General features: G+C 46.8%; 15 protein-coding genes, 1 pseudogene and 1 riboswitch. Of the genes and pseudogenes, 2 read left to right on the top strand and 14 right to left on the bottom strand.

All coding sequences use genetic code 11. From position 1 onward, the window contains the following. Window positions 1–43: 43 nt before the first annotated feature. From gntK to gnd, 3 genes are all read right to left on the bottom strand, one after another. Window positions 44–1,588, bottom strand: coding sequence for a gluconokinase (gene gntK, locus AY633_RS00165; RefSeq protein WP_068485452.1), 1,545 nt, complete (start codon window positions 1,586–1,588; stop codon window positions 44–46). A gap of 63 nt (window positions 1,589–1,651) precedes the next feature. Continuing rightward, entirely contained in the window at window positions 1,652–2,995 is a 1,344-nt protein-coding gene (locus AY633_RS00160) for a GntT/GntP/DsdX family permease (RefSeq protein WP_068485450.1), read from the bottom strand. Window positions 2,996–3,026: 31 nt separating this feature from the next. Continuing rightward, window positions 3,027–3,908 carry a phosphogluconate dehydrogenase (NAD(+)-dependent, decarboxylating) gene (gene gnd, locus AY633_RS00155; protein ID WP_068485448.1) on the bottom strand — a complete coding sequence of 294 codons (882 nt, stop codon included), beginning with the start codon at window positions 3,906–3,908 and terminating at the stop codon, window positions 3,027–3,029. 130 nt (window positions 3,909–4,038) lie between these two features. On the opposite strand from gnd, the gene AY633_RS00150 reads away from it, so the two are divergent. Beyond that, the gene (locus tag AY633_RS00150) at window positions 4,039–4,890 is read left to right on the top strand and encodes a MurR/RpiR family transcriptional regulator (RefSeq protein WP_068485446.1); all 852 of its coding nucleotides are present in this window, start codon (window positions 4,039–4,041) and stop codon (window positions 4,888–4,890) included. A gap of 67 nt (window positions 4,891–4,957) precedes the next feature. On the opposite strand, the gene cls is transcribed toward AY633_RS00150, so the two are convergent. The 11 genes and pseudogenes from cls to AY633_RS16510 form a co-directional block, all read right to left on the bottom strand. Beyond that, complete coding sequence (gene cls, locus AY633_RS00145) at window positions 4,958–6,412, bottom strand: cardiolipin synthase (RefSeq protein WP_068485443.1); 1,455 nt, start codon at window positions 6,410–6,412, stop codon at window positions 4,958–4,960. A 114-nt stretch (window positions 6,413–6,526) separates the two neighbouring features. Further along, complete coding sequence (locus tag AY633_RS00140) at window positions 6,527–7,264, bottom strand: YwaF family protein (RefSeq protein WP_260804382.1); 738 nt, start codon at window positions 7,262–7,264, stop codon at window positions 6,527–6,529. A gap of 48 nt (window positions 7,265–7,312) precedes the next feature. After that, a complete protein-coding gene (locus AY633_RS00135; RefSeq protein WP_068485441.1) occupies window positions 7,313–8,056 on the bottom strand; it encodes an ABC transporter ATP-binding protein in 744 nt (247 codons plus the stop codon). Then, the gene (locus tag AY633_RS00130; RefSeq protein ID WP_390176114.1) at window positions 8,049–8,813 is read right to left on the bottom strand and encodes an ABC transporter permease; all 765 of its coding nucleotides are present in this window, start codon (window positions 8,811–8,813) and stop codon (window positions 8,049–8,051) included. The genes AY633_RS00135 and AY633_RS00130 overlap by 8 nt, the downstream gene beginning before the upstream one ends. 2 nt (window positions 8,814–8,815) lie before the next feature. Next, the gene (locus AY633_RS00125; protein ID WP_068485437.1) at window positions 8,816–9,109 is read right to left on the bottom strand and encodes a thiamine-binding protein; all 294 of its coding nucleotides are present in this window, start codon (window positions 9,107–9,109) and stop codon (window positions 8,816–8,818) included. Then, window positions 9,109–10,116, bottom strand: a complete 1,008-nt coding sequence (locus tag AY633_RS00120; protein WP_068485435.1) for an ABC transporter substrate-binding protein — start codon at window positions 10,114–10,116, stop codon at window positions 9,109–9,111. Before AY633_RS00120 ends, AY633_RS00125 begins: the two co-directional genes overlap by 1 nt. A 127-nt stretch (window positions 10,117–10,243) precedes the next feature. Beyond that, window positions 10,244–10,353, bottom strand: a riboswitch (TPP riboswitch). A 97-nt stretch (window positions 10,354–10,450) separates the two neighbouring features. Continuing rightward, a complete protein-coding gene (locus AY633_RS00115) occupies window positions 10,451–10,747 on the bottom strand; it encodes a putative quinol monooxygenase (RefSeq protein ID WP_068462260.1) in 297 nt (98 codons plus the stop codon). A gap of 29 nt (window positions 10,748–10,776) precedes the next feature. Then, on the bottom strand, window positions 10,777–11,205 hold the full coding sequence (locus AY633_RS00110) for a MarR family winged helix-turn-helix transcriptional regulator (RefSeq protein WP_068485433.1): 429 nt from the start codon (window positions 11,203–11,205) through the stop codon (window positions 10,777–10,779). A 107-nt stretch (window positions 11,206–11,312) separates the two neighbouring features. Next, window positions 11,313–11,957: a nitroreductase family protein gene (locus AY633_RS00105; RefSeq protein ID WP_068485428.1), complete on the bottom strand. Its 645-nt coding sequence runs from the start codon at window positions 11,955–11,957 to the stop codon at window positions 11,313–11,315. A gap of 157 nt (window positions 11,958–12,114) precedes the next feature. Further along, window positions 12,115–12,216, bottom strand: a pseudogene (locus AY633_RS16750) (GNAT family N-acetyltransferase); the annotation flags it as partial. Between the two features lie 200 nt (window positions 12,217–12,416). After that, a complete protein-coding gene (locus tag AY633_RS16510; RefSeq protein WP_186008728.1) occupies window positions 12,417–12,569 on the bottom strand; it encodes a hypothetical protein in 153 nt (50 codons plus the stop codon). Window positions 12,570–12,656: 87 nt separating this feature from the next. Here AY633_RS16510 and AY633_RS00100 point away from each other — a divergent pair, with 87 nt between their 5' ends. Beyond that, window positions 12,657–13,619, top strand: a complete 963-nt coding sequence (locus AY633_RS00100) for a LacI family DNA-binding transcriptional regulator (protein WP_068485426.1) — start codon at window positions 12,657–12,659, stop codon at window positions 13,617–13,619. Window positions 13,620–13,677: the final 58 nt, after the last annotated feature.

The following is a 13,677-nucleotide window of genomic DNA, read 5'->3' as shown; positions in this document are numbered from 1 at the left end:
GACAAACTGAAAACCCGAAGCCACTGAGCTTCGGGTTTTCTTGTTATTGCATATGCTTGCGTTGAAAATCGGAAATGCTTTCGTATTCCTCTGTCAACAATCGCGATAAGCGAATATAAATTGGAAGCAGTTCGCGGTAAATCGTGCTTGCTTCCGTTTCCGGATGATGAGTATGGGTGCTGCCGATCATGTCGGAGACAATGCTGAAATCCTCAATCTCTCCAGTCGCATACATCCCAAGCACGATGGCCCCGAGACAAGGACTTTCGAAGCTTTCCGGAATGACGACCGGCTTATCGAAGACATCGGCCAACAACTGGCGCCATAGCTCAGAGCGGGCAAACCCGCCGGATGCTTGTATGCTTGCCGGTTCTCCCGTCAATTCTTCTACAGCGAGAAGCACAGTGTACAAGTTGAAGACGATGCCTTCGAGTACCGCGCGAATCATATGCTGTTTCTGGTGATGGATACTGAGGCCAAAAAATGAGCCCCTGGCATTGGCATCCCATAGCGGTGCCCGTTCCCCCGTTAAATAAGGGTGGAATAATAATCCGTCCGCTCCTGGTTTAACGGTAGCGGCGATTTTCGTTAACACATCGTACGTATCAATCCCGAGACGTTTCGCCGTTTCCACTTCGGATGACGCGAATTCATCGCGCAGCCAGCGTAAAATGATGCCGCCGTTATTGACAGGGCCGCCAATAACCCAGTGGTTTTCGGTTAATACATAACAGAAAGTGCGTTCTTTCGGGTCGGTTTTCGGCACCGGAGACACCGTTCGGATGGCACCACTCGTCCCGATGGTCACTGCGATGACGCCCGGATCAATGGCATTAACACCAAGGTTGGCCAACACGCCATCACTGGCGCCAATCACAAACGGGACGTCTTCCCGGATGCCCATGAAGGCAGCAAATTCTGCTGCAACGCCTGTGAATTGTTCCGTCGTTGGTACCAAACGCGGCAGTTTCTCGGTCGTTACACAAGATACATCCAGTGCGCCTTGGTCCCAGTCGAGCTGTTCGAGATTGAACAAGCCGGTTGCGGAAGCGATGGAATGGTCTTCGACGTATTCCCCGAAAAACTTATGGAAAACATAGCTTTTAATGCTGATGAACTTCGCTGTTTGCTGGCAAATTTCCGGTTTTTCGTCTGATAGCCACAATAGTTTAGATAACGGCGACATGGCATGGATCGGTGTACCCGTCCGCAAATAGATATCGTGTCCGTTCAAATTGTCTTTAATATGCTTCGCATGTTTCGAGCTTCTGGTGTCTGCCCAGGTGATGCTATTGGTCAATAGTTCCCCTTTAGCATCCACAGCGATCAAACTGTGCATCGCCGAACTAAACGACAGCAGCTTCAAAGACTCTTGGGTGATTTCGCTTTTTCTCAAAGTTTCGCGGACAGTCGTTAAAACCGCACGGAATATTTCTTCCGGATCCTGTTCAGCGGTCAATTGGTTCGGAGTGTGCAAAGGATAGAACACCGTATGGCTATCCTTAATCTGTCCAGCTTTATTAAATAAGACAGCTTTTGTGGAAGTGGTCCCTATATCGACCCCTAAATAATAGGATTGTTCAGGCATATTCTTCTTCCTTCCTTATAACAGAAAAAGAAAAAGGAGAATCCCTTTTTCTTTTTGCTGCAATCATGTGATAAAGAAACTCAAAATCAATACTACCACGAATCCGGTGAGGCCGATGATGGTTTCCATCATGGTCCAGGATTTCAAGGTGTCTTTTACGCTCATCCCAAAGTAACGGTTAACGAGCCAGAAGCCGGAATCGTTTACGTGGGACAAGACAGTTGCGCCTGCAGCAATGGCAATTACAATCAAACCAAGTGCCGGGCCGGTCGTACCGGTAATTTCCAGAAGCGGTGCGATTAAGCCTGCAGCTGTTACCATAGAAACCGTCGCAGAACCTTGCGCCACACGGACCGCGGAAGCGATCAAGAATGCCAGAACAATCGGCGGCAGTGCCGAGTCGCCCATCATTTCACCAAGTACATCGCCGACACCAGAGTCGATCAAGACTTGTTTGAATACACCGCCAGCTCCTGTGACAAGGATGATAATCCCTGCAGGTTCCAGCGCTTTTGTTGCAATGTCCTGAACTTCCTGACGCGAATAACCGCGGCGTGTGCCAAGGAAGAAAAACGTCAGGATCGTAGCGATCGTCAAAGCAACGAATGGATGGCCAAGGAATGTCAAAATCTCGCGGATTTGATTGCCTTCTTCCAAAACGACAGCTGACAAGGTGTTGAAGAGAATCAGTACAAGCGGAATCAAAATCAAAGAAATGATCATGCCAAAGCTTGGCAATTCCTTATCGTATTCCTGTTCTTTAATGTCCATATAATCTGGAATCGTTAAATGAATGCGCTTACCAATGAAACGGCCGAATAATGGGCCGGCCAAAATCATGGATGGAATCCCTGCAAGCACCCCGAACAGGATGACCCAGCCAAGTTCTGCCCCGACCAGTTCCGCAACCGCAATCGGCCCCGGAGTCGGCGGGATAAAGCTATGTGTTACAGCAAGACCCGCCAATAGCGGAATCCCGTAATGCAAAAGCGATTTGCCGGTCTTTTTCGCCAAGCTGTAGACGATCGGCACCAAGATGATAAAGCCGACATCGAAAAATACAGGAATGGCAACGATGAAACCTGTTACACCAAGAGCCCATGGTGCTTTTTCTTCTCCAAATTTTGCAATCAATGTAGCCGCTAAACGTTCAGCTCCGCCAGAAACTTCCAGCATCTTCCCGAACATGGCACCAAGGCCGACGACGACTGCGACAAAGCCGAGCGTGCCGCCCATGCCGTTTTGAATCGATTGAATGACATCCCCAAGCGGCATTCCCGCTGCGATCCCGAGCAGTAAACTTACCAATAATAACGCGACGAACGCGTGCAATTTCGTACGCATAACCAAGAACAATAGTACGAAAATACTTGCGACCGCGATGATTATCAATGTTGAACCTTCCATTTGATTTCCCCCTCTTCAGATAAGCATTAAGTTATTTTTTGACGACTGCGTGCCCGCCGAATTCGTTGCGAAGTGCAGCGACCACTTTCCCCGTGAACGTGTCGTCTTCAAGGGAGCGATAGCGCATCATCAGCGACATCGTGATAACCGGTGCCGGGACATTCAAGTCCAGTGCGGTTTCGACCGTCCATTTGCCTTCACCTGATGAGTTCATGACCCCTTTGATGCCATCGAGCTTTTCATCTTTCGAGAAAGCGTTTTGTGTCAAGCCCATCAAATAAGAACTGATGATGGAGCCATTGTTCCAGACGCCGGCGACTTTTTCGTAATCGTAATCGAAATCGCTCTTGTGGAGAATGTCGAAGCCTTCAGCAATCGATTGCATCATGCCGTACTCGATGCCGTTGTGGATCATTTTCATGAAATGGCCGCTTCCTGATTTACCGGCATAAAGGTAGCCGCCTTCGACTGAAATGTCGCGGAAAAGCGGTTCGATGTCATTGAATTTTTCTTCGTCTCCGCCGATCATTGCGCAAATTCCGTGGCGAGCGCCTTCTGTTCCGCCGCTTGTGCCACAGTCGAAGAAATAAATTCCGTTCGCTTTCAATTCCTCAGCGCGACGCACCGATTCTTTATAGTTCGAGTTGCCTCCGTCGATGATCGCATCGCCTTTATCCAAAAGCGGCACCAATTGTGCGATGACCGATTCCGTGATTTCTCCTGCCGGCACCATCAACCAGACTGTGCGTGGCGCCTGCAAGCCCTGCACCATTTCTTCAAGGGATTCAACTGTCTTGAAACCGCTTACTTCAGTAGCGTTGGCATCATGCCCTACCACCATATGGCCATGGTCTGTTAAATTGAGCGCAAGGTTCTTCCCCATCTTGCCCAAACCGATAATTCCGATTTCCATTGTAAAACCTCCTGTAGAATAAAAGAATATTTTTCCTTAATGAATTTATTATATCAAATATTTTTCCACATGCAAGCGTGTTATGATAGAAATATAAAATAATTCTAGCAATAGAAAGAGGCGTGGCAGAATGAAACAACAACAATTCGCATTAGCGGCCATCCGTGGCAGTTACCGCAATTTCAGTGAGAAAGAAAAGAAAATCGCCGACTACATCTTAAATGACCCCCGCAACATCATCCATTTGACGATCAACCAAATCGCTGACGAGCTCGGCCTTGCGGAATCCACTGTCTTCCGTTTCTGCCAGCGGCTTGGCTTTAAAGGGTTTCAAGCGTTCAAAATCGCACTCGCCGCTGAAGTGGTGGCACCGTTAAAAGACATCCATGAACAAATTGAAGAAGGCGACGAAGTCAAGACCGTCGCGGAAAAAGTGTTTCGTTCCAATATCAAGACATTGGAAGACACTTTGCAGATCATTGATGAAGACGCATTGAAGCAAGCAGTCGAGGCGTTGCTGTCTGCGCGCAAGATCGAATTTTTCGGAAATGGCGGATCCGCGATGATTGCGATGGATGGCTACCATAAATTTGTCCGCCTCGGCCTTCATGTCGCGATGAACATGGATGCCCATTTGCAGCTCATGTCCGCATCCCAGCTGGAAAAAGGCGATGTCGCCATCGTCATCTCCCATTCCGGTAGCACGCGTGATGTGCTTGAAGTGCTTCACGTCCTGAAGGAAAAAGAAGTGACGATCATCTGCATGACCAATTTCGCCAAATCGCCATTATCCAAAGAGGCGGATATCGTGTTATACACTTTATCGGAAGAAACGGATTTCCGCTCAGAAGCCCTCGCGTCCCGCATCGCCCAGCTCAGCTTGATTGACGCGCTTTATACGAATGTTATGATTGCCCGTGGAGACGAAGGCAAAGTGGCACTCCGCCATATGCGGGAAGCCATGTCGCAAAAACGGTTATAGACAATAACGGAAAAAAGCTGGAACCTAATGGCTCCAGCTTTTTTTATTTGCATTCAATAAGAATGAATCACAAAATCGGGCTCAGCAAGCGGGCAAACCCTTCTCTTAGCTTGATCGTCCAATTGCGCTCTGAATAGAACTCTTTCGTCAGCTTCCGACAATCAGCCGTATCGGACTCAAACAATGACTCCAACTCCAACGCGACACGGCGATTGAACACGAGCGCATTGATCTCGAAATTCAAACGAAAACTGCGGGCATCCAAGTTCGTTGTTCCAACCGTTGCAATCTCCCCGTCAACCGTCATTGTTTTGGCATGCAAAAAGCCGCGGTCATAGAGATAAACTTCGGCCCCATAATCAAGCAATTCGCCGAGGAATGACCAGGACCCCCACATGACAAACGGATGGTCAGGTTTACCGGGTATCATAATATGCATTTTCACACCACTCAATAAAGCCATCTTGCAGGCATCCATAAAGCTTTTATCGGGAATGAAATACGGCGTTTGGATATAAATTTCCCGCTTGGCCGAAGCAATCATTTTGATCATCATGTTCTTCAAATGTTCGGTTTGGGAATTCGGTCCACTAGTCACAACTTGCATCGGGGCGAAATTCTTGATGTGGTGTAAAGGAAAACAGAAAATATCTTCACGGTTTTTATAGTCATTGGCGTAATTCCAATCCAAGATAAAACGGCCTTGCAGATGATGGACCACATCCCCCTCGACACGCAAGTGGACATCACGCCAATAACCGAACTTCTTCACCTCACCCAAATATTCCGTGCCCACGTTAAAGCCTCCGATATAGCCGACCTTGCCATCAATGATACACACTTTTCGGTGGTTTCGGTTATTGACCCGCAAATTAATCATCCCGAGTGCAGATGGAAAGAATATTTCCACTTCTCCGCCGTGTTCAATCAATTCCGTGAAATCCGAATGCTTCAGACTCTTGGAACCAACGGCATCATACAGCAGCCGTACTTTAACCCCTGCTTTGGCCCGTTCGAGCAAAGCGTCAAAAAGTCGTTGGCCGAGCGCATCCCGCTTGATGATATAGTATTGAACGTTGACTTCTTCCTGTGCTTTTCCGATATCCTCGATCAAGGTATCGAACTTCTCGTGGCCGTCCGAAAAAATTCGAGTTTCGTTATAAAATCCTACGAGTGATCGGGTCGACTGCAAATTCATGACTAGCAATTGGCTATACTTTTTCAAGAGTTCCTGGTCGTACTCCGCTTCTCCCGCTTCGATGCTGCTGACTTGGGAATTGACTTGCCGCGTATAGTAAGACTGTTCGTCCTCGCTTAAATTATAGAAGTTTTTATCTGTCAAATGCCTGCCAAAAAACAGATAGACGATAAATCCGATGACCGGCAAAAAGAATAAGATCAAAAGCCACGCCCAAGCCGCCCCTGCATCGCGCCGTTCGTTAAAAATGATGACAATCGCAAGTGCAACATTCAGCAGCAAGACTGAATTCAGTGTCCAGCTCGCAATCAGTATCCAATCCATCCCCCTCCACCCCTTTCGTCCTGTTTCTTTTCTATTCTCTATCCATGCAAATAGTCCTTTTTTCAATAGACAAAAGCCGCCGACTGGAAATATCCAGCGGCGGCCAGGCAGCGCTCATTTACTTCTATTTCGCTTTTTATAGATTAAGTAGTGAAAAATTCCGTATTGCACCGCAAATAAAATCAATGCAGTCAGACATAGATTGACATAATACCACAGGCCATCACCGAAAAAGTCTAAGGGCGAAGCGGTAGATGGCCTTTGCGACAAGTAGAGGTAATTGGATTCCAACAAAGGATTGATCCAAAAGCCGATGAGTCCGGCGTAGGCCAGAAGCAGCCCATAAACGCTGAAAACCGAACGCCATGTAATCGATTGGGGGCTGGATAAGGCTAAAAACAGACTGGCCCAGGCGATGGCCGTGTGATGGACAAAGAATTTCCAGAAACGGAAATGCTGATAATCGTAAGGCATATCAGGCGTCACCAAGGCTAAAGCAGCCGGTGCGAGGCCGATGAAAAATGCCAGCCGAATCCAAAATGGGCGCAAAGTCCATAAGCCGATCATGGCAGTAATGGAAGCGGCGCCGCAAAGATGGAGCGGCATATAAAGGTTGAAGCTCCAGAACTCATGGGTGATTGCCCAGTATTGGTAAGTCACTTCAGATAGCAGCAAGACACTGAATAATAGCCAGCGCAATGGCTGAAACAAGGCGCCTTTGGCGGATAAATTGCCCTTAAAGAGAATCAGGCATACAAATCCGCACAAAGCGATTGCCAATACGACCAGATGGCTCGAGGAAAAAAGCGTAAACGGATAATCGGACCTTGCGCCAAACCAAGTTTCCATCATTGCCCTCCCCTCCAGCCCATTGGACAAACAGATCGATAGGCGTGATCCCTATACCCCTGTCCCTTTCTTCAATACTTTATAAATGTCCTTCTTGTATTGCAGAAACTCTTCAGTCAAGGTAATACCCTCTGCCCTTGGCCGCGTGAATTCGACCTGGAATTCGGCGACGACCTGTGCCGGTTTTTCCGACAATACCAGGATGCGGTCTGCAAGAAACAAAGCTTCTTCTATATTATGCGTGACAAAAAGAATCGATCGTTTATTGCTTTGCCAAATATCCAATAGCCATTTTTGCATTTCCGAGCGGGTGAATTCATCCAGCGCTGAAAACGGCTCGTCCAGTAAAATGAGCGGCTGCGGGCTCAACAAACTGCGGATAAAGGCAGCGCGCTGTTTCATCCCGCCCGATAATTGATGGGGATATGCCCGCTCATATCCAGACAACCCTGCTTTATCCATCATTTCCAAGGCGGCTTCCTTATCTTTACGTCCTGCCAGTTCCGCCCCCAAGAGGACATTGTCCAATATACTCCGCCACGGGAGCAAGGACGGGCTTTGCGGCATGTAGCTGACTGATCCTTTTTGGCCGTTGATCTTGTCGCCACCGAGTGCAATCGTTCCCTCATCCGGTTCGTAAAGCCCGCCGATCAAATGGAACAAAGTGCTTTTCCCGCTGCCGGAAGGACCGAGCACAGCGACAAATTCATCTTCTTGGATGTGTAGCGACAGCTCTTTGAGCACTTCAATTCCGTCAAAGCTTTTCGTCAATTGTTCAATCACCAGTTCAGCCATTCGAATCTCCTCCCCCGTTTGCGTTCCAGCGGATGAACCGCTTTTCGAGCAACACGATCGCTGCGAAAAACACCATGCTCAAACACATAATCAAGAAGATCGCGACAAATACTTGCGTAGTCCGGAACGACGAAGAAGCAAGCGTCATATAAACGCCAATCCCTTCTTGCGCCCCAAGCCATTCTGAAATGACAGCGCCCATAACGCTGTAGGTCGCTGCAATTTTCAAGCCAGAAAAAATAGACGGCATCGCATGCGGCCATTCCAGTTTCCAAAAAATCTGCCGTCTATCAGCTCCTGCCATTTTCATATAATGAAGCAATTCGCTAGTTGTCTGCCGAAATCCATCAAGTGCTGCAATGGTGATCGGAAAAAAGCACACGAGTATGATAATGATCAATTTTGGCACGACGCCGAAACCGAACCAAATGACCAATAGCGGTGCCAAGACGATGATTGGAATGTTTTGCGATAAAATCAATAGAGGATAAAAAGTCTCCCTCAGTTTCGGAACTAAATGGAGAACCATCGCGACGCCAAGTCCTACCGACGATCCAATAATCAAACCGAGTATAGACAAACGGATCGTCGCCGCTAAATGGCCGCTGTAATTAGGCCAACTGTTGATTACTTCGAGTCCGATTTGTTCAGGCGTCGGCAGCAGCCAAGCCGGTATGTCCAAAAGCGGCACCAGCACTTGCCAAATGATCAACAAAAGGATGAGGACCAGAACCGGTCTCCATCCTTTTTTCACTATTATCACGGCCGGTACTTCTCCGTCAATTTATCCATCGATGCGCCGCTCGGCTGATACAGCACCTTGATCTGGGAGATGACGTTTGGGCTGCCGTTTTCGATCATCACTTGGTTCATTTCTTCGACGATTGAAAACAAATGGGCCAAATCGCCTTCCATCGTTGTCTCGAGCGGGTTGACTTGGTAAGGCACGCCTGATTTTGCAATAACGGCGATCGCTTTATCCACGTACGGAATAACGTCTTCCCCATTTCTTGTTTTCGGAATGATTTGAATGCTTAGTAATGCGTTGCCCATCAGTTTTCCTCCTCAGGTAAAAATTCATTGGTGAAAGCCTTTTCGACATCCAGTTCCTTATCGAGCAAACCGTTATCCAACATCCATTCAGCATAGTCTGCCCATACTTGTTCTTGTTGCTGGCCGAATTGCGGGGAGTCGTCCTGATATTTTGGCGATAGCCATTCCTGGCTTGCCTTGACCAATTCCGGGTCCAAGTCCGGCACCGCCTCGATCAAGATGTCCGCTGCTTGTTCCGGCTCATCGATGGCGAATTCATAGCCTTGAGACACTGCTTCCGTGAATGCCCGAACCGTTTCTGGATCTTCTGCGATCATGTTTTCGTTCGTCATTAGGATTGGGGTATAATAATCCAGTTTGTCCGAGTAATCCGTTAAATACTGCATATTCAATTCATCGCCGCGCAATTCGGCTTCAATGCCTGTCCAGCCATAATAGATCCACGCAAAATCGATGTCGCGTTCGACGGCCGTGAAAAAGTCGCTATTGCCGATATTGACGATGTCGACTTGTTCTACATCGGCCCCTTCCTGCTCCATGATGGATCCAAGTACAGCCTTTTCGACCGGCGCTCCCCATCCGCCGTAGGTTTTCCCTTCGTAATCGCCCGGGGACTCGATGCCTTTGTCTATTGGAGAGGCAAAGCCGGAAGTATTGTGCTGGATGAGCGCAGCGATTGAGACAATCGGAATGTCCTGGACTCTCGCTTCAGTTAAACTTTCCTGTGCCCCGATGCCGAATTCCGCCTGATTGGAGGCGACCAATTGATTGGCGCCTGCTTCGCCGGGCAAGATAATTTCCACATCAAGCCCCTGCTCTTCAAAATAGCCTTTTTCCTGGGCTACATACAATCCGGTATGGTTGGTATTTGGCGTCCAATCCAAGACCATCGTTATTTCTTTTAGTTCCTGCTGTTCATTCGCCACATCGCTGCCTGTATTTTCCGCTTCGTCTGTGCAGGCGGCCATCAGCAATACCGGTGCGATGGCAATTGTCCATTTCTTCATGTTGTTTTCCCCCTCTAGATTACTCATAAAAGACGATTTCAGGAGCTGAGTCAGGGGACATATCCAATTGCAGATATAAAAAAGCGCCCAAGGTTTAGAAACCTTGGGCGCATATCATCGCAGAATAGACCGATTTGAATATGTTCCCTCCGCTGGTATTAGCCAGTTCAGGTTCCAAGGGTCAATACCTCACGGATATTCTCTCAATCGGCAACACCGATTCCCCCACATGTGTTTTATGAAATTAACATTTGTCTTTCAAAGTCTATCTTGTCACAAGTGCCTGATTTGTTCAAGCCCTATCCGGCATCATGACCAAACGAACAAGACATTCTTACATCGGGACAGCTTCGCCGCTATAGACTTTGAGTTCCATTGGCGCGCTCATGAATCCAGCCGCTTTTTTAGAAAACGCCACGAAATGTTCGCTCGTGTTGTGAGCTTCGATTGCTTGTGCATCTTTCCACACTTCGACCATTGTATAATGGCCTTCTTTTTCAACCGATTTCATCAAATCGTATTGAACATTGCCTGGTTCTTGGCGCGACGCTTCAATCAGCGTTTTGCCTTCATCTAAAAATGCTTGTTCTTGGTCGGGTTTTACTTGTAAATGTGCATGGATAATCATCATTTGGTTTCGCCATCCTTCAATTTGTATTGTTAATAATCAACGATATTGTCTTGCATGCGCTGGAGCATATCACTCAGCGCATCGACTTCTTCAGTAGTGAAATCGTGAAGCATTTGCTTTACGAATCCTGTATTTTCTTTTCGGTATTCGATGATGCGCTCACGGCCTTCATCGGTGAGGCTGACGAAAATCACGCGGTTGTCTTCTGGATTTCGGCGCTTTATGACCATGCCGCTCGCTTCTAATTGTTTCAAATGGCGGGTAATCGCAGCGCCATCGATATTAACCAATTTTTGCAGCGTCGACTGGTTGATTTCATCTACTTTGTAGAGTTGGGACAATAATTCATAGCGCGATGCACTGATGCCCGTGCATCGCTCGAACTTCGGGCTGATTTGATTGGTCAGGCCCTTGAACTGGTGCAGCACTTGTTCCTGCTTGGAAAATGAACACGGCATAGAAAGACCTCCTAAATGATGGATGGAGTCAATTGATAGCTGTGCCCACTACTCATTGACCAGTCAAATATAATACATAAATCCATATTTTTCAAGATATGGCCCGATTAGCTCCAAGTCGTGATCGTGTCGACCGGCAAGCGGTAAGACTGGAAGCCTTCATTCGCAGCTTTACCGATGGTGATCAGCATGACCGGTAAATAACGCTCTTTATCCAGACCGAATGTTTCAGCGATTTTTTCTTTGTCGTATCCGCCGATTGGGTTTGTGTCATAGCCATATGCACGTGCAACTAGCATCAATTGCATCGACACGAGACCTGAGTCCAACATGACGATATCTTTCATTTGCTCATCGGACATGCCTTCATACAAAGGCTTGAAGTATCCAAGCTGGAAATCTTTCACGTCTTCTGGCATATAGCCAAGCTCGACAGATTTTCCGTAAATTTCTTCAGCATATTCGATGTTGTTGCGGTCACCGAATACAGCGATTACAGCCGATGCGCTCATCACTTTATCCAAATTGAAAGATGCCAATGGGGCTAGCTTTTCTTTCCCTTCTTCGCTGTCGATGACAACAAAGCGCCAAGGCTGCATATTGATAGAAGATGGCGCTTTTGATGCTTGTTCTAGCATTTCCGTCATTTCCTCGCGGCTGATTTTCACTGTCGGATCGTACTGTTTAATGGAACGACGCCCATTGACGATTTCGTTAAAGTCATTTGTTTTCTGTTTTTGTACTGTGTTCATGATTAATTGCTCCTTTTTCTGTTATAGAGTATAGAGAGATTATTAATTGACCCCTCATTCATTGATGCCTCACTTAATATAAACCCGTTCGATTCAAAATGCAACCATAAAGTTTCAGTTCGATTTGAATCCATAAAAAAGAAAGGCCTATAGCCTTTCATGATTGCACTTTTAAATAGTCGCTTCGGAGAATCGCCATGATGATTTCGTCTGAAACTGTTCCGTTATAATAGAGTTCTTCTCTGAGCAACCCTTCCCTTTTAACAAGATCCCGGCTTTAAATAATGCATGTTAAAACGGGTATCATACCGTATACTCGACTTAGAGTGTACCGCTCGAGGGAATTTGAGAGCGAACTTGTTAATTATAGCTAGAAATGTAAGAATCTAAGTGTATAAAGCGATACAACTGAGATACAGTTATTGTTCTGCAGAACTCAATAATCAGGACATTCACTTCTTACTCATTGTAAATATTAAATAAATAGTCGTACGGATCCTTTCTGTTTTTTGTGAGTCCTTTTTTTGTGCGTTGCGAAATAGCTCCTCCTGCAAAGAAAATAATCAAAGCGCATAACAACATTAGCCAGCCAATCCCCACGATAATTGCCATATAAGATTCCTCCTTTGGTTATAAGCCCAGCTTAGTTTATGAAACGCGTTTCAGAGCAAGAAAATCTTTTAGGAAAAGGTGAAAAACATGGCAAACATAAAAGATGTCGCCCAAATGGCCGGAGTATCCGTCGCGACTGTCTCTCGAGTGTTAAATCATCACCCCTATGTCAGCGAGGATAAAAAGGCCGCCGTGTTACGGGCGATGGAACAAGCGAATTACAACCGGAACATAAATGCGGTTCATTTAAGCAAGGGACAAACGAATTTAATAGGCGTGGTAGTGCCTTTTTCAAACCATCCTTATTTTGGCCTGTTGATCGAAGGAATCGCCAATGAAGCATTGCGACAAAACTATAAATTGGTCTTGTTTCAAACGAATTACGAGACAGATAGAGAACTTGAAGCTTTGGCAATGTTGAAGGACAAGCAAATCGATGCGTTGATTATTTGTTCGAGAATCAGCCCGTGGCATCTGATCGAGGAATACTTATCTTACGGGCCCATCGTAGTATGCGAAAACACGAGGGGAACGAACGTATCATCGACCTTTGTCGACCATTACGGAAGCTTTTTTCAAGCCTTGGAGTATTTGCACAGCAAAGGCTATCGGAAAATCGGCTACTGCCTTGGCAGAGAAATGGGAGCCAATAGCGATTTAAGAAGAACCGCCTATCAGGACTTTCTACAAAAATATAAGCTGGCATTCAATCCAAACTTTGTCTTCTACAATTGCTTTAATTTCGAGGACGGGGAACACGTCTTAAACCGCATTACGGAGATGGAAAGCCCGCCTGCTGCGCTACTCATCTCCAGTGACCAAGTAGCTGCCGGAATATTAACCTGCTGCAAAGTACGAGACATGGCTGTGCCGGATCAGCTTGCTTTACTAGGCTTTGACAATCAACCGATCGCCAAAATAATGAACATCACAACACTTGAAATACCGTTGGTTGAAATCGGAAGGAAACTATTCGCCCAAGCCATAGAAGAGGGCATCAGTTCCCAAGAAGAAATTGCCGTGAAACTGATTGAGCGACAAACGGTCTAGCTCGTCATCTTCGGCCATTAGTCGACGCAAGGCGTATTTTAGCAAAGTGAAGTAATTG

This window comes from Planococcus maritimus, from assembly GCF_001592825.1.
Classification (GTDB): Bacteria; Bacillota; Bacilli; order Bacillales_A; family Planococcaceae; genus Planococcus; species Planococcus maritimus_C.
The sequence above is the reverse complement of the archived record's forward strand: the minus strand, read 5'-3'. Positions and strand labels throughout refer to the sequence as shown.